Here is a 15,523-nt window from a genome sequence, read left to right on the forward strand (position 1 = left end):
CATCTTACCAATAATTCAACCATCTAGAAAACCCAATCATATCATACAATTTTTGTTCCCCATTTTCATTAGTATACACAAAACATTCGTTAGATTATCTCAGCTTTGACACAATTCCAAGTCAGAACAATGCGACGCATGTGATGGACAGGCACTCAGAGGAGTAAAAAGCTACACAAAAAAACCGCTGGCCTCAAGGCCAACGGTCAACTTATGCACTCTTCGAAACAGAAGCATCAAACAATTTGCGGAACGTGTCACCAGAAAGAACTTCCTCTTTCATCAAGATCGCAAAGGAATGTTCGAATACACTACGCTGCTGCTCCAACAGCTCTTTCGTGCGAATCATGAGCGCATCAAGGATGCTCGTATTCTCTTTCATAAGTTGATCCTTCGTCACCATATCACGGTCGATGATACCGAGGGAAGTAAGTCCGGAATCCATCATATTACGCACCATGGAAAGTGACTGCTCGAAATCATTACGCGAACCTGTACTGCGTCCGCCATAGAAGATTTCTTCAGCCGCGGCACCACCGAGAGCAATCATGATTTGCTGCTCAATATAATCCTTGGTATACAAATAATGATCTTTCGGCGGATTATGACGCACATATCCGAGCGCTTTCCCCCGCGGACTAACGGTAACCTGAGAAACAGAACCAGGGCGCACAATTTCAGCAACAATCGCGTGACCCAATTCGTGATAAGCAACGCGCTCTTTTTCCTCTTGCGCCGTTTCTTTGTCTGTTCTTTCCCCCATCATCACTTTATCAATTGCGGAAGCTAGATGGTGCTGTTCAATAGCCGGTTTATCTTCTCTCATGGCATAAATAGCGGCTTCATTCAGAACGCCTTCTAGCTGTGCACCGGAGAAACCAAAGGTTTGATCAGCAATCATGTCCAAAGAAACGCCTTGAGCCAGCGGTTTATTTTTAACATGTATATCAAGAATGGACAGACGTCCCTTTTTATCCGGTAAGTCCACTTCAATATGACGGTCAAACCGTCCTGGACGCAATAAAGCACTGTCGAGCATTTCTTTACGGTTCGTTGCTGCAATGATCAAAATACGGGGAGCATCATTCGTATGAATACCATCCATTTCAGTTAATAGCTGGTTCAGCGTTTGATCGTACTCACGATGTTGACCGCCATCCCGTTTTCCGCCGATAACATCAATTTCATCAATAAAAATAATCGCATTGTCTTTGCCTTCTTTAACAGCACGGGTTCTTGCTTCCTTAAAGAGGTCACGTACACGACTTGCACCGACACCAACGTACATTTCAACAAATTCACTACCTGAAGCGGCAATATAAACGGAATTCGTATAATGCGCGGCAGCTTTAGCCATTAACGTTTTCCCTGTTCCGGGAGGGCCCGTAAGCAGAATCCCTTTGAGCGGACGAATACCTAATTTCTTAATTTCTTCATGCTTGATCAGAAAATCAAGAGCTTCCATCAATTCTTTCTTAGCGCGATCTTGTCCGCCAATCTCATCAAACGTCAAGTAAGAGGGCGTGCGATTTTTGCTTTTACGATCACCACCACCTGCAGATATACCAGCACCACTGCGGCCTTTAATCATATAAAACAAGGATACACCCAATACCCCAACAAACAAGATAGGTATCACATTCACACCAAGAAAGGCTAAAAAGATTAGGAGAACCGGTATAAATCCAATCCCAATTTCTTTATAAATTTTACTCATTCGGCCACACTCCTATCTGGGAAGTTCTAGGTAGCATGATGAATTTAGTGGCATCACCATCTGTCAAACGAATATATACATAAGTTTGGTCCATTTCACTCTCTACTTTCATAGTTGGAACACCTTCAGCATATTTCTGCAGTGTTGTTGGAATATCTGCATAATGCTTTGTCTCCATGGCTTGGGCAACCTCAAATAATGCTTTAGACCACCACTGATCCAGCTTCTCGGACGGATTGCTATTCACTTTTATATTCACAGAACGCTTTCCGATAATGGATGCACCATCTTTATGAATACGATCGACTACATTTCGTAAATTGGCGTCTTGGTTTAGACTAACTTCTATGTCAACTTGGTTATTATCCAGTTTCATCGTTGAGCTCGTTACACCGGGAACCTTGCTAATGATATCAGATAAGGGATTTTCCATAGCTAAGCTTGTATAAGCGAACCAACCACCGAATAAAACTCCAGCAGAGATAATAACACTCATGACGACAGGTAAGAGACGCAGCTTCATCAGTCAACGTCCCCCTTTCTATGCATATTTTATTGCTTCAATTGCTATACGAAGAGTATATCACGCGATACATGCATTAGCTCTATGAAATCAGTGGAAACAACAAAACTCAGCCTAATGCAGGCTGAGTCTGTACGTATCCATATAGAGTCCATCTTTGAATTTGTAATAGTCATAGAAATAACGTGTACTGTTGTTTTCTTTCTTTTTATAGAAGACTTCCCAGACATAATCGTTACCAAGCTTACCTGGCAGCACGCGTTCTATTTCTATCTCTGGAGCTTTTTTTAGGACGGATTCCCGTACTTGCGTTTCGGTGAACGCTTCAGCCGTCATCTCCGTATGAATCCCTTTGTCTGAAACCCAAACGATGACGCCTTGACCCAGCTTGTCTTCGCCATAAACGATTTGAACGGGCTCATCACCATAGAAGAAATCCACTTTGGTTGCTTTCGTCATAATGCTTTTCTCATAGGCTATTTCTACCGCTTTGCGCTTATCGTCCCAGTGCTCATTCTGAACATTTAGATAAAAACGGCTCAGCACTACACCAAGTGTCAATATAATAAATACACCGAATGTTATGATCCTTGTTCGCTTCGCATTCATGAACGCCGCTCACCTCCCCAGACGAACTTACAAGGAAATCACTTAGCCAATGAGCTTATCGAAGCATTGTTCAAACTCACGCTTAATTTTTTCTTCATCAAGTGTTAAACATTCACCTTTGCGAACAATCCAATTTCCGTCTACACACACATCTACTACATCTTTTGCACAAGCAGAGTAAACAATATGGGAAACAAAGTCCGTTTTCGGAAGGAAATGTGGTTGATCGATATCCAGTGCGATGAAATCTGCCTTCATCCCAGCCTGTAGTAAACCTACATTATCTAACCATATGGATTCTGCACCCATTTTTGTTCCCAAAAGCAGTGCTTCTGCAGCAGGTACAGCAAGAGGATCGCCGGAAACACCTTTATGAATCAGCGCGGCAAGTCTCATTTCTTCGAACATGTCCAAGTTATTATTGGAAGCTGCTCCGTCTGTTCCAAGCGAAACCTTCACGCCTGCACGAAGAAGCTCAGGAACTCGGGCAACACCGCTAGCAAGCTTCAAATTGCTTCCTGGGTTGTGGGAAATACGTACATCATATTGCTTAAGGATACTGATTTCTTCATCAGTGAGATGAACACCATGCGCGATGAGAGTTGGTCTGCTGAACACACCATGCTTTTCTAGATGTGCGACGGGTCTCAAACCGTATTGTTCCACATTTCCTTGAACTTCACGATGGGTCTCCGACATGTGAGTATGGATGGGCAGGTTCAAATCATGGGCCACTTGAACAATCCGCTCGATATAGTCCGGTGGACATGTATAAGGCGCATGTGGAGACATCATCGTCGTGATTCTTCCATTCGCACCGCCATGCCAGTTCTTAGCAAACTCGGTAGCCTCTTTTAATTTAGCGTCTTGTACTTCTGGTGGACAAAGACCAATAATGCCTCGGGTCAGAACACCGCGCATACCTGACTCTTCAACAGCCTTAGCAACTTCGTTCATATGGTCATACATATCTACGAAAGTCGTCGTACCACCTTTAACCATTTCCAGAATAGTTAAAAGCGTCCCCCACTTCACATCTTGAGAGGTGAATTTGGCTTCCATCGGCCACATTTTCTCTTCTAACCAAATTTGGAGAGCGAGATCGTCTCCGTATCCGCGTAAAAGCGACATCGCTGCATGTCCATGCGTATTCACAAGACCAGGCATATAAAGCTTGTTCGTGCCGTCAATCACTTCGTCATAATTTTCTCGAGGTTCAGGTATTTCCTCACCGATGTATGTAATCAGGCTGCCCTCTACGACCATACAGCCCTTGATAGACGATTTTGCTTCATTATTTGAGATAAAAATACCGTTCATAATTAATGTTTTTTTCATACTAAAAATCCCTCTCTATGCTCATTCTATTAACAAACACTGCTTTATAAACTTTACATCTTCGGGCTTGTAAAATCAAGGAAGCTTCACCATGTTAAGAAATTGTAAAATTTCACGGAATTTTCGTTGCTTTCCATACAATTGTTATGATATTTTTAACTTCGTGAGTTTTTACTGTCATTTGGTCTGTTTATCTTAAATATTCGATCAAAAACTAGTACATATAGCAAAATATAGGAGGATTATATGACAACGTTATTCACGAAAAAGAACGAAGTCGATTTCTTGCAACTTCTCATCCGTGCTGCAGAAAACGCATTGCAAACAGCTCAACTATTTCGCACAGCCATGATGGGGGATAAACCGCCTATTGAATATGTTAAAGCGATTCATGATTTAGAGCATGCAGGCGATTCCATAACTCACGAAATTTTTAAAGGTTTGAACAAAGTCTTTATTACACCGATTGATCGTGAAGATATTATGATTCTAGCCTCCAAAGTGGATGATGTTACGGATGGTATTGAAGCAACCATTGCTCGTTTCGATTATCTAGCTGTATCCCATACAGATTCTTATATGAAAGAGTTTTCGGCTGTCATTGTAGACTCTTGCCAACATATGCTGGATGCGTTCAAGCTTCTGGCGAAGAAAAAATACATGCAAATTCCTGAGCATACGGTTGCTATTAATTCCCTCGAAAATGACGGAGACCGTTTGATGCGCGAAGGGATTCGCCAAATTTTCATCACACGTAAAGACCCGTATGAAGATTTTAAATTAAAAGAAATCTATGAGCGTTTAGAAGAAACAACAGATGCTTGTGAAGATGTAGCCAATATCCTTGATAGTGTTGTACTTCGTTATTCATAAAGCACCTTCGTGTTCTATGTGTACGAAGAAAGTTTTCCCAATGGAAAACTCTTAGGAGGAAATCATGTTAACTTATTTAATCGTTATCGTTGTGCTTGCCTTACTTTTTGATTTCATTAATGGATTTCACGATACAGCTAATGCGATTGCAACATCCATTTCCACACGTGCTTTAAGTCCGCGTGTAGCCATCGCCATGGCCGCCACACTCAACTTTGTCGGAGCTATGGTTTCCTCAAAGGTTGCCAAAACCGTTGGAGGAAGCATTGCGAACCCAGCCAAAATTGAAAACGGCGTTGAAATCGTCATCGCGGCCTTACTAGCGGCCATCATCTGGAACTTATTAACTTGGTATCTGGCGATTCCTTCATCATCTTCTCATACGCTGCTTGGTTCTCTTGCTGGAGCTGTTATCGCTGGCGCTGGGGTCCATGCAGTGAATTGGAGTGGTTTTACTCAAATTATTATCATTTTGGTTTTATCGCCTATTATTGCTTTCGCCCTAGGTTACCTAATCATGATCTTGATCAAGTACATCATTATATGGTCTGGGAATACATCAAGATCAAAGCTTAATCGCGTATTCCGTACCTTGCAAATTTTATCCGCGGGATTACTTTCATACTCCCACGGTGGAAACGATGCACAGAAAGCAATGGGTATTATCGTATTTGGTTTAGTCGCAGCCGGTGTTCAAACCGACCTGGAAGTACCTATTTGGGTGAAAATTGCTGCCGCTTTGGCCATGGGACTTGGAACATCCATCGGTGGATGGCGAATTATTAAAACCGTTTCCGGTAAGATTGTTAAAATCGAGCCGATCAATGGCTTTGCCTCGGATTTAACGTCATCACTCGTTATTCAATTCTCTACGCATTTGGGTAAACCATTATCAACGACGCATGTTATTTCCTCTGCGATTATCGGAACAGGCAGTGTCATGCGCTTCCATGAAGTTCAATGGGGCACTGTTGGACGCATGTTGATTACTTGGGTTATTACGATTCCAATCAGCATCGCTCTCGCATTCTCGATTTACTTCGTTTTGTTCAGACTCATTTTCTAAAAATAAAGGCACGACCCATGCGAATTGGGTCGTGCCTTTTTCTAATCCAAATAATAAGCTAAACTTTGCAACTCGGTTGTAAAATCCGCATGATGCACACGCACTTCCGGAGGAACTTTAATAATGACCGGAGCAAAATTCAATATGGCTTCAATCCCGCAGTCTACGAATTGATTAGCTACATTTTGAGCTTCATTCGCAGGGACCGTAATGATGCCGATGCGGACGCCTAATTCAGATAAAACTTTCTTCATCTCATGCATCGGTTGAACGACTAGATTGTTGATCGATTCTCCTGCTTTGCTTGGCATTGCATCGAACACAGCGACAATTTTCATATCATTCCGTAAATAAGTATTATAATTGCATAAAGCGCGGCCTAGATTACCCGCTCCAACAAGAGCAACTTGAATATGGCGATCTAATTTCAGAATCTGTCTAATCTTCTCAATCAAGTAAGCAATGTCGTAGCCGATTCCCTTTTTGCCGAATTCCCCGAAATAAGCCAAATCCTTGCGAATCTGTGCCGGATTCAGATCAAGCTTTTGACCCAAATCCTGCGAAGATACCGTCGAGATATTTTTCATTGCAAGTTCATTCAGAAAGCGTAAATAAATGGGCAGTCTCCTGACGACTGCTTCCGATATTTTTTGTGTTTTCAACGCTACGCCTCCCCCATCCACTCTTCAATCCTAGGTAACATTTGCTCGGTCGTCATATGCTCAATCTTCGGACCAGGCAATGAATAAAGGAAGTGCTTGCCATAATACGTATCAATGACACGAGTATCATAGATGATTACGATGCCTTTATCGGATGCACGTCTGACCAGTCGGCCAAAGCCCTGCTTAAATCGAATGACAGCCTGAGGCACAGAAAATTTCATAAATGGATTCTCGTTGCGCTTCTTAATATTTTCACACTTGGCCTCAACAAGAGGATGATTAGGCGGTTGAAACGGTAATCGTATAATAGCAAGACAGCTTAACGCATCTCCTGGAATGTCGACACCTTCCCAGAACGAGCTGGTGCCCAGTAGGACGCACATTTTGTTATCTTGGAACATCCGGGTCAGTTTACTCCGATTGCCGCTGTCTACCCCTTGCCCGAGCACCGTAATCCCATGCGGCTTCAAGAGATCCTTCATGCCAGCATAAATTTGCTTCAGCATGCGATTCGAAGTGCACAGAATCAACATACGACCTTTGGTAATTCGCGCAACTTCACTAAGCGACTCAATAAGTGCGTTGATAAAAACAGGATCACCGGCACCTTTGATCGTCGGAAAGTCCCGAGGAATGACGACGAGAGCTTGCTCTCTGTAATTGAATGGAGATGGCAATTGAACGGTTTTCAACTTGCCCGATTCTTCATCCTCAGGGATGACTAACCCTAATTGATCCGCAGAATATTGAAATGATTTATTAACAGACAAAGTCGCGGATGTCAGGATAATACTGTCTTTGGTCTCAAAGAAATGCTGCTGTAGCAGTCCACTTACATCCGTAGGTACCGATACAAGCTGCAGTGATTTGGATTTGGCATACGTGCCCGCTTCCATCCAATACACATAACCCTCATCGGCCATTTTCATAAAAAAGTGCAGGGCATCTCGGTGATTGTACAGTTCCTTTACCGTACCATTCAAGTCAGTGACTAAACCTTGGACCCCGAAAACTTCCTGCATGTCCTTCACTTCATTTAATAATTTATCAAGCGTTCGGAGTAAATCATTCGCATTCAAATAAATATTGTCTTCCATAATCAGAAGCTCTCGCCACTCAGGTGGAAGCGTTTCGGGCTTCATCCGGAGTACATATTGTGAGTTTTCCGATTGCGCAGGATCGCTTCTAGAAGATAACAACTCATAGAGCGCTTCGCTGAGCCGGTCCCAATCCTCTTTGATTTTCACGATTTTTGGGAAAAGCCCGTCAATGGTTTGACTCCAAGCGGCGGTGCGTTCAGGCTGCTCATCCGATTTCTGCAATCGAAACCGCAGCATCGGCAATTGGCCACTGCGATTATCTTTATATAGCCATAGTAGCGAATGATAAAATGCGGAAGAATGCAGCTCAATGCCAAGATGCTTACTGGCCACTTCTTCAAAGTGATGTGCCTCATCGATGACAAGGTGCTTGTAAGAAGGTAGAAGGCGGTTCTCAGCCTTCATATCCGTGAAGAGGAGGGAATGGTTCGTGATGATCACATCGGCCGTATTGGCATCATTCCGAGCGCGGTGATAGAAGCATTTTTTGTACCAAGGACACATGCGATTCAAACAAGAATCTGTGTCACTTGCAACCGAATACCAGAACTGCGCACCCTTGTTTCCAAAATGCAGCTCTTCTTCATCTCCATGCTCCGTCTCACTAAGCCATACAACCATTTGCGCTGCCGTAATCGGATCTTCCTTGCCATTCTCGTAATCACGTGTAGTTAGCTTTGTTTCGAATTTGCGCAAGCATAAGTAATGACTTCTGCCTTTAAGCACAGCAGCTTTGAATGGGATAGGGAAAATCTCCTTCAAGAGTGGAATGTCCCTCTCTCGGAGCTGTTCTTGCAAGTTAATCGTGTGTGTAGAGACGATCACTTTCTTCTCATACTTGATGCCATAATAAATGGATGGTATCAAATACCCAAGCGACTTCCCTGTTCCTGTCCCCGCTTCAATCATCAAATGCTGATCAGCCCTTAGCGACTTCTCAACTTCCCGAATCATTTGCTCTTGGGATTCACGATCTTCGAAGATCTCGAATTTTTCTCTTAAAGCTGTTTTCAAACCTTGATGGAACTCGGTAAAAGATGCACCTAAATCATCCGCATCAGAGTCTTTACGCGTATCATCCTCTTCGCCCCAATCGGTGACATTAAGTGTAAATTGCCGGAAATACCGATTCGTATCCATATCAACACTGGTAATAGACTCTTTGTATAAGCATATTTCGTCAAGGAACCAACCCAAATCGCTGTTACCATTTTCAAAAATATGCTGCAAGCGTTGAACAGTAAGAAGCGGCAACCCCAGCAAACGCTCCAAACAAATAATCCAAATGGCCGCCGTGACTTCCGCATCACTATCCGCTTGGTGTGGCCTTTCATGATCAATACCAAACAAACTGGCTACCATGCTGAGCTGAAGACTCGAAATAGATGGAAATAGGATGCGCAGCAAATCCATTGTATCCAGCACACGTCCTGTGAAGTGCGGGTATCCTGTTTTCGTTAATCCTTTTTGCAAAAAGGATAAATCAAAAGCCGCGTGATGCGCCACAAGTACACAATCAAACAATAGCGGAAACATATCCGCCATGACTTGGTCAAGCGGGGGAGCATCCGCAACCATATCTTCCGTAATCCCTGTAAGGGTTGTAATCGAAGAAGGTATACTTATCACTGGTTTAACCAGAGAAGTATACCTGTGAGTAATTTGAAATTGATCTATAATGACGAGTCCAACCTGAATAATTTCATCCGCAGGCTGACTTCCTGTCGTTTCAAAATCCAAAACTGCAAATTTCATGACGTGTATCTTCAATCCTTTCGTCCTGCACTTCTCCTAGCATACCAAATCTTATTAGGAAAAGGGAATACCCAGTTAGCCGCTTCCGTTTTAGGATTCGTCCAAATTGATCAGCGGCTCCATGCAAGAAGGATCGGTGTGATACGCTTTTTGAAAATATTCGAAGGCTTTTTCCATATTCTGATTTTGCACTTGTATACAGCCCATAGCGTTGTAAGAAATAGCCTTCATCTTGGTATTGTCGGTCAAGGGCAGAAGGAACTTGAAGTGTTGATATGCTTCTCCAAATTCCCCTTTGCGCAGATGCCCCATCGCTAAATAAACCCTAGCTAGCAAGAAATCCGGCTGCCTCTTTATCAGCACTTCGAATTCTTTGATCGCTTGATCGTACATATAAAGTTTGTAATATCCCTGGCCCCTCATGAATTCATCTGTCTGCTTCCCAGACACGTCTAGATCCATCAGCTCATCATGAAGGGTTTGGGTACTCATCGGTACGGCCCCATAAAACTTTCCCAACTTCTCCTCAAAAAGCAGCCACGCCTCGATGAACTCATCGCTCATCGTTTTCAACACTTGCAGTTGTTCGTCGAGCTCCGCCTTTTTTTCCACACCACTATTCGGATATTCTTTTTGGATTTCTTCCAAAACCTCGTTCATTGTGGAAAATAAATGCTTAAACATTTGGCATCCCACCTTTGCTTCGAAAGCTTATCCTCATTCTTTGTAAACAGAGCCGATTTCATGCATGGAAGTGTTCCTCTTAAAGGATCGTGGAATGCTCTTCTTGTTTGAGAAGCTGCGCCACTTTATTATTTTCACCCATTATGGCAACCGTAGGTTGATGCTTCTTGGCCTCTTCATCAGTCATCATCGCATAAGAAATAATAATTACCGTGTCACCGGTTTGAACCAACCTAGCAGCTGCCCCATTTAAACAAATCACACCTGTGCCGCGCGGCCCCGGAATAATATAAGTTTCAAGACGTGCGCCATTGTTGTTATTCACAATTTGCACTTTCTCATTCGGCAGCATACCAACCAAATCGATCAAATCTTCATCAATCGTAATACTTCCGATATAATTCAAATTCGCTTCCGTAACAGTTGCCCGGTGGATTTTCGCTTTCATCATCGTTCGAAACATGAGGTCACTTCCTTACTTGTAAAATTAAATTATCGATCAAACGCGTTTTGCCGAATTTCACGGCCAAAGCAATAATAATAGAATCGGTATGATGGCTATTTTCAAAAGGTTCTAATGTCGGATAAGCTAATACCTCTACATAGTCAATGACGGCTAATGGTGTAGTCGCGATATGTTGGCTGACCAAGCTTTCAAGCTCTTGCGGTGTAATTGTTTCATGTGATTCCACATATGCCTTTGCTTTCTGTAAAGATTGAGACAAAACTAAAGCTTGCTTACGCTCTTCCTCAGACAGATATACGTTACGCGAGCTCATGGCCAGCCCGTCTGATTCACGCAATATTGGACAAGGAACAATCTCAATGTCGAGATTGAGATCCTGGACCATTTGTTCAATCACAGCAACCTGCTGGGCATCCTTCAGACCAAAAAAAGCTTGATCAGGCTGAACAATATGAAACAGCTTGCTAACGACAGTAGCAACCCCATCAAAGTGTCCAGGGCGCGATGCTCCGCAAAGTCTAGAGGTAAGACCTGTCACACTAACCGTAGTGCGCGTCGGTGACGGATACATTTCGCTCACAGATGGCATAAACACTAGATCAGCGCCCGCGGCTTCGGCTAATTGCAAGTCCCGCTCCGTATTGCGCGGGTATCGCTCGAAATCTTCACCTGGACCGAACTGGAGCGGATTAACAAAAATACTTAACACAACAAGTCCACTTTGAGCTCGTGCTTTCCGTAGCAAACTAGCATGACCTTCGTGTAAATAACCCATTGTGGGCACAAACCCAACAGATTGATCATTCTTGCGTCGGTAGTCCCTTATGCGAGAACGCAAATCAGCAATTGAATGAATCACTTCCATGGTCTGGATCGCTTCCATACCTCTCACTTCTCCTTATCGCCATATAGGTATTCAACAACGTCGTTGTCCATATGAAACGTATGCTCTGGCGCAGGAAATGCCCGCGCTTTGACTTCTTTCACATATTCACCTATACCTGCTCGAATAGTTTCCCCTATATTCGCGTATGCTTTTACAAACTTTCTGGCAGCACTGTCAGAACCATACTGGAGAAGATCATGATAAACAAGAACCTGGCCATCGCAATGAACGCCAGAACCAATGCCAATCGTCGGGATCGACAGCTGCTTCGTTATCCATTCGGCCAACTCGTCAGTCACCAGCTCTAAGACCACCGCGAAAGCCCCCGCTTCCTCCAGCGCTTTGGCATCTCTGAGCAGTTTCTCTGCTTGTTCGGAGCTGCGTCCTTGCACACGGAATCCACCAAGTTGATGTACGGATTGCGGAGTTAAACCCAGATGTCCGACGACTGGCACACCTGCTTCCGTGATCGCTTTAACAGTTGCCGCAATCTCAGCTCCGCCTTCCAGCTTAACCGCTTTTGCTCCGCCCTCTTGCATTAATCGGGCAACACCTCGAAATGTCGAGTCCAAGCTTCCATGGTACGTCAAGAAAGGCATATCCGCTACAATGAACGTATTTGAAGCTCCGCGCACCGCGGCTCGCGTCTGGTAAACCATATCATCCAGAGTGACCGGCAGGGTTGAATCGTAGCCTAGTACGACATTCCCCAGTGAATCTCCTACAAGGATAACATCAATGCCAGCCTCTTCCGCCAAGCGGGCTGAGGGATAATCATAAGCAGTTACCATTGTAATGGGAACGCCATCTTGCTTCATTTTTCTCATCTTTGCTGTCGTAAGCGGCTTACGTTGTTCCATCGGTATCCCAGCTTCCTCATATAAAATAAAAAACCTTTTAGCTAAGAGCTAAAAGGATCGCATGCAGAAAGAATCCAATGATCCCTCTGTCTCGGTCCCATAAGGCTCAGAGCAGAATCCAACATCTTGTTTCAAGTTCTATTCCTTTGTAAACAAACTATAACCGTCAAGCTGCAAGTGCAGTTCCTATAAGGATACCGCCTTATCATGCTATTATACCAAATGTTGCTTCCATTTGATACCTTTACTTCAGTTCAATATCTCCGGAATAGATCTTTATTTTCTCACCAGTTTGCGTAATTACCGTTAAAGCCCCTGAATCATCCAATGAGTCAGCGATACCTTCAATAATTCCTGTTGGTGAATGCGTGCGGATTGGACGCTTCAAAGTTACACTAAGGGCCTCCCAAAGCAAACGAATTGGGGCGAAGCCATTTTCCATATAAAGCGCATATAGTTCTTCAAATTCTAAAAGAAAAGCTTGTACCAAACTTTCTCTTGAGATGTCAGCGCCCGATTCAATCGCAAGTGAAGTCGCAATATTCCTCAGTTCCTCGGGATAATCTTCCGTCTTCAAATTCACACTGATGCCAATCCCTGCTATCACATACTTGAGCCGCTCATCTTCCCCACTGCTTTCCAGCAAGATTCCGCTTACCTTCTTGCCTTTAATCAGAAGATCATTCGGCCACTTGATGCCAATGTCTACCTGGCAAACCTTCTGGATCGAGCGGCACAGTGCTACCGCACTAAGCAGCGTTAATTGGGGCATGAAAAAAACAGGGATGCGCGGCGTTAACACCAGACTCATCCAAATCCCTTTACCAGCCGGAGAATGCCACGTACGCCCCATTCTGCCTCTTCCTGCTGTCTGTGCCTCTGCTAGCACAATCGTGCCTTCTTGCGCACCTGAAGCAACGAGAGCGTGTGCAATTGTCTGTGTAGATTCGACTTCCCCGTAAACATGGATTTTCTGACCAAGTACCTTGGTTTTCAATCCGCTCAACAGTTCGTTCACTTGCCATGAATTAGGCTTACTCAGCAATCGATACCCTTTGCGAGGCGCAGCTTCAAATTCATAGCCTGCCGCCCGAAGCTCTTCGATATGCTTCCAGATCGCGGTGCGGCTAACGTTAAGTCGTCGGCTGATTTCCTCGCCGGAAACGTAAGTATCCTGAGACTCTTGGAATAGTTCTAATATTCGTTTGTTCATACGATTTCCACTCACGATCTATCGGTAATTTATTTCTGGCTAGCAAAACTCCAAAATTGAATTATATCGTTCAAAAGTATTGTTGAAAGTAACAACAATTCATGCGCGTCAAAGCTATTCAGTTTGGAGACAACATCCAGTCGTGCTCTACATGGTGGTGTGCAACATTGGTATCCACCACAGGCCAAACTGCCCTCACTAGAGCTGTATGACTCTAAAATCAAATTTTGGAGTTGAATACCAGTTACGAGGAGGCCATAATGAATGAATCAACGATTTCCATTATGTAACATCATAGGCTCATAAGCAGGATTTAGGTACAAATTGTTGCATTTTTACAACATCATTCAATCTCGTATATGGATTCATTCATCCTCACGATTCACCATTGTGAAGACGAATTCCTCTTTGAAAAAAACCGCGCTGCGCTGCTACTTCGCAGCACGCGCGGCTTGTAAAAGTGATGCTCGCTCATTCGGGATTTCACCGAGCGCAGTTCGTTCAAGCAGCTGCTGCAGCAGTATGCCCATCCATGGGCCAGGCTGCCGGCCAAGCTCCTCCGCCAAATCCGTGCCGGATATGGCAAGTTCCTTCAGGCTGAAGCAGGGAACCTCCTTCAGCCAAGTATCCCCGCGCCGCAGCAGCTCCGGCGCGGCAGAGCGTAGGAAGCGCGCGAGCTCGCCGCGCTGCTCAGGGCACTGCGGCAGCACGCGCAGCAGCCGCAGCAGAGCGCGGGCAGCGGCTTCGCCGCTGTGCACCGCGCCAAGCTTCCAGACCCGCTCCAGCGGAGCCGGGTCCTGCACTAGCGCGAAAGCGGCGTCCTGCGCAGCGCCGCTCGTAAGCTGCGCGGCCACAGCCTCGCGTAGGGCCAGCACCGCCACGACCGCTTCGCCATCGGCGCGGGAGAAAGTCAGCTCCTGGAGCGCCGTGCGGACTGTGTCCGCCGGCATCTCCAGGAGCATCAGCAGCATGGCCCAACGGTCATGCTGCCCTTCCAGCGCACTGACAGCATCCAGCGCGTCATCCCAGGCGAGCCAGCGCTCAAAAGGCAGCGGCAGCTGCTTTTTGAGGTGCGCCGTGAGGCGGCTCGCCAGCAGCAACCGCACAGCCCGTGCGGGGGCTGGGCCTTCGATCATGCGCTGCAGCTCACTGCGCACGCGCTCCATAGCGATGTGGCGAAGAAGCGGAGCTTGCGCCAGCAGCGCTTGCCACGTACTCGACTCGACGTCCAGTCCGTAGGTCGAGGCAAAACGAACACAGCGAAGCATGCGCAGCGCATCTTCGCCGAAACGCTCCTCCGCGGCGCCTACGCAGCGGAGCACCCCCGCCATAAGATCCTTCTGCCCGGCAAATGGATCAAGAACGACACCCGCCGCATCCATCGCCATCGCGTTCATCGTAAAATCGCGCCGCTTCAAATCCTCCGTCAAATCCGAAATATACTCGACGGATGTCGGGCGGCGGAAGCCTTCATACTCCGTTTCCTTCCGGAACGTTGTCACCTCATACGTCCCCTGTGACAGGATAACGGTAACGGTGCCGTGCTGCAGCCCCGTCGGCGCTGTCCGCGGGAAGCAGGACATCACCTGCTCAGGCAAAGCAGACGTCGCAATGTCGATGTCTTTGATCGGTCGGCCAAGCACAGCATCACGAACGCAACCACCTACAAGATACGCCTCATAACCTGCTTGGGCAAGCTTAGTGAGAACGATAGAAGCTCCAGGATCTATTACTTTTACTTTAACATCATCCGACATGTTACTCCTAA

14 protein-coding genes are annotated in these 15,523 nt (G+C 45.3%); 2 read left to right on the forward strand and 12 right to left on the reverse strand.

Features of this window, described 5'->3' with window-relative positions:
- Nucleotides 1–211: 211 nt before the first annotated feature.
- The 4 genes from NYR53_RS20575 to NYR53_RS20590 all read right to left on the reverse strand — a co-directional run bounded on the left by NYR53_RS20575 (nucleotide 212) and on the right by NYR53_RS20590 (nucleotide 4,187).
- On the reverse strand, nucleotides 212–1,717 hold the full coding sequence (locus NYR53_RS20575) for an AAA family ATPase (RefSeq protein ID WP_261301078.1): 1,506 nt from the start codon (nucleotides 1,715–1,717) through the stop codon (nucleotides 212–214).
- The gene (locus NYR53_RS20580; protein ID WP_261301079.1) at nucleotides 1,710–2,240 is read right to left on the reverse strand and encodes a hypothetical protein; all 531 of its coding nucleotides are present in this window, start codon (nucleotides 2,238–2,240) and stop codon (nucleotides 1,710–1,712) included. Before NYR53_RS20580 ends, NYR53_RS20575 begins: the two co-directional genes overlap by 8 nt.
- Nucleotides 2,241–2,354: 114 nt before the next feature.
- Nucleotides 2,355–2,849 (reverse strand): cell wall elongation regulator TseB-like domain-containing protein, encoded by a 495-nt coding sequence (locus NYR53_RS20585; RefSeq protein WP_261301080.1) that lies wholly within the window; start codon nucleotides 2,847–2,849, stop codon nucleotides 2,355–2,357.
- 42 nt (nucleotides 2,850–2,891) lie between these two features.
- On the reverse strand, nucleotides 2,892–4,187 hold the full coding sequence (locus tag NYR53_RS20590; RefSeq protein WP_261301081.1) for an amidohydrolase: 1,296 nt from the start codon (nucleotides 4,185–4,187) through the stop codon (nucleotides 2,892–2,894).
- A gap of 246 nt (nucleotides 4,188–4,433) precedes the next feature.
- Between NYR53_RS20590 and NYR53_RS20595 the strand changes: the two genes are divergently transcribed.
- Both NYR53_RS20595 and NYR53_RS20600 read left to right on the forward strand, forming a co-directional pair.
- A complete protein-coding gene (locus tag NYR53_RS20595; RefSeq protein WP_261301082.1) occupies nucleotides 4,434–5,060 on the forward strand; it encodes a DUF47 domain-containing protein in 627 nt (208 codons plus the stop codon).
- A gap of 64 nt (nucleotides 5,061–5,124) precedes the next feature.
- Complete coding sequence (locus NYR53_RS20600) at nucleotides 5,125–6,126, forward strand: inorganic phosphate transporter (RefSeq protein ID WP_261301083.1); 1,002 nt, start codon at nucleotides 5,125–5,127, stop codon at nucleotides 6,124–6,126.
- A 41-nt stretch (nucleotides 6,127–6,167) separates the two neighbouring features.
- On the opposite strand, the gene NYR53_RS20605 is transcribed toward NYR53_RS20600, so the two are convergent.
- The 8 genes from NYR53_RS20605 to NYR53_RS20640 all read right to left on the reverse strand — a co-directional run bounded on the left by NYR53_RS20605 (nucleotide 6,168) and on the right by NYR53_RS20640 (nucleotide 15,512).
- Nucleotides 6,168–6,788 carry a redox-sensing transcriptional repressor Rex gene (locus tag NYR53_RS20605; protein WP_261301084.1) on the reverse strand — a complete coding sequence of 207 codons (621 nt, stop codon included), beginning with the start codon at nucleotides 6,786–6,788 and terminating at the stop codon, nucleotides 6,168–6,170.
- Between the two features lie 2 nt (nucleotides 6,789–6,790).
- On the reverse strand, nucleotides 6,791–9,646 hold the full coding sequence (dinG, locus tag NYR53_RS20610; RefSeq protein WP_261301085.1) for an ATP-dependent DNA helicase DinG: 2,856 nt from the start codon (nucleotides 9,644–9,646) through the stop codon (nucleotides 6,791–6,793).
- Between the two features lie 90 nt (nucleotides 9,647–9,736).
- Nucleotides 9,737–10,306, reverse strand: a complete 570-nt coding sequence (locus tag NYR53_RS20615) for a tetratricopeptide repeat protein (RefSeq protein ID WP_261301086.1) — start codon at nucleotides 10,304–10,306, stop codon at nucleotides 9,737–9,739.
- Between the two features lie 103 nt (nucleotides 10,307–10,409).
- Entirely contained in the window at nucleotides 10,410–10,793 is a 384-nt protein-coding gene (gene panD / locus NYR53_RS20620) for an aspartate 1-decarboxylase (protein WP_261301087.1), read from the reverse strand.
- 4 nt (nucleotides 10,794–10,797) lie between these two features.
- Nucleotides 10,798–11,661 carry a pantoate--beta-alanine ligase gene (gene panC, locus NYR53_RS20625; RefSeq protein WP_261306453.1) on the reverse strand — a complete coding sequence of 288 codons (864 nt, stop codon included), beginning with the start codon at nucleotides 11,659–11,661 and terminating at the stop codon, nucleotides 10,798–10,800.
- Between the two features lie 23 nt (nucleotides 11,662–11,684).
- Nucleotides 11,685–12,542 (reverse strand): 3-methyl-2-oxobutanoate hydroxymethyltransferase, encoded by an 858-nt coding sequence (panB, locus tag NYR53_RS20630; protein ID WP_261301088.1) that lies wholly within the window; start codon nucleotides 12,540–12,542, stop codon nucleotides 11,685–11,687.
- A 244-nt stretch (nucleotides 12,543–12,786) separates the two neighbouring features.
- Nucleotides 12,787–13,755: a biotin--[acetyl-CoA-carboxylase] ligase gene (locus NYR53_RS20635; RefSeq protein WP_261306454.1), complete on the reverse strand. Its 969-nt coding sequence runs from the start codon at nucleotides 13,753–13,755 to the stop codon at nucleotides 12,787–12,789.
- Between the two features lie 431 nt (nucleotides 13,756–14,186).
- On the reverse strand, nucleotides 14,187–15,512 hold the full coding sequence (locus NYR53_RS20640) for a CCA tRNA nucleotidyltransferase (protein WP_261301089.1): 1,326 nt from the start codon (nucleotides 15,510–15,512) through the stop codon (nucleotides 14,187–14,189).
- Nucleotides 15,513–15,523: the final 11 nt, after the last annotated feature.

The sequence above is a fragment of the Paenibacillus andongensis genome (assembly GCF_025369935.1).
GTDB classification, from domain to species: Bacteria; Bacillota; Bacilli; order Paenibacillales; family NBRC-103111; genus Paenibacillus_E; species Paenibacillus_E andongensis.

What these genes read in the sequence shown, in the direction of transcription:
- NYR53_RS20575 (WP_261301078.1), bottom strand. Translation starts at nt 1,717, where the DNA reads ATGAGTAAAATTTATAAAGAAATTGGGATTGGATTTATACCGGTTCTC.
- NYR53_RS20580 (WP_261301079.1), bottom strand. Translation starts at nt 2,240, where the DNA reads ATGAAGCTGCGTCTCTTACCTGTCGTCATGAGTGTTATTATCTCTGCT.
- NYR53_RS20585 (WP_261301080.1), bottom strand. Translation starts at nt 2,849, where the DNA reads ATGAATGCGAAGCGAACAAGGATCATAACATTCGGTGTATTTATTATA.
- NYR53_RS20590 (WP_261301081.1), bottom strand. Translation starts at nt 4,187, where the DNA reads ATGAAAAAAACATTAATTATGAACGGTATTTTTATCTCAAATAATGAA.
- NYR53_RS20595 (WP_261301082.1), top strand. Translation starts at nt 4,434, where the DNA reads ATGACAACGTTATTCACGAAAAAGAACGAAGTCGATTTCTTGCAACTT.
- NYR53_RS20600 (WP_261301083.1), top strand. Translation starts at nt 5,125, where the DNA reads ATGTTAACTTATTTAATCGTTATCGTTGTGCTTGCCTTACTTTTTGAT.
- dinG (WP_261301085.1), bottom strand. Translation starts at nt 9,646, where the DNA reads ATGAAATTTGCAGTTTTGGATTTTGAAACGACAGGAAGTCAGCCTGCG.
- NYR53_RS20615 (WP_261301086.1), bottom strand. Translation starts at nt 10,306, where the DNA reads ATGAACGAGGTTTTGGAAGAAATCCAAAAAGAATATCCGAATAGTGGT.
- panD (WP_261301087.1), bottom strand. Translation starts at nt 10,793, where the DNA reads ATGTTTCGAACGATGATGAAAGCGAAAATCCACCGGGCAACTGTTACG.
- panC (WP_261306453.1), bottom strand. Translation starts at nt 11,661, where the DNA reads ATGGAAGTGATTCATTCAATTGCTGATTTGCGTTCTCGCATAAGGGAC.
- panB (WP_261301088.1), bottom strand. Translation starts at nt 12,542, where the DNA reads ATGGAACAACGTAAGCCGCTTACGACAGCAAAGATGAGAAAAATGAAG.
- NYR53_RS20635 (WP_261306454.1), bottom strand. Translation starts at nt 13,755, where the DNA reads ATGAACAAACGAATATTAGAACTATTCCAAGAGTCTCAGGATACTTAC.
- NYR53_RS20640 (WP_261301089.1), bottom strand. Translation starts at nt 15,512, where the DNA reads ATGTCGGATGATGTTAAAGTAAAAGTAATAGATCCTGGAGCTTCTATC.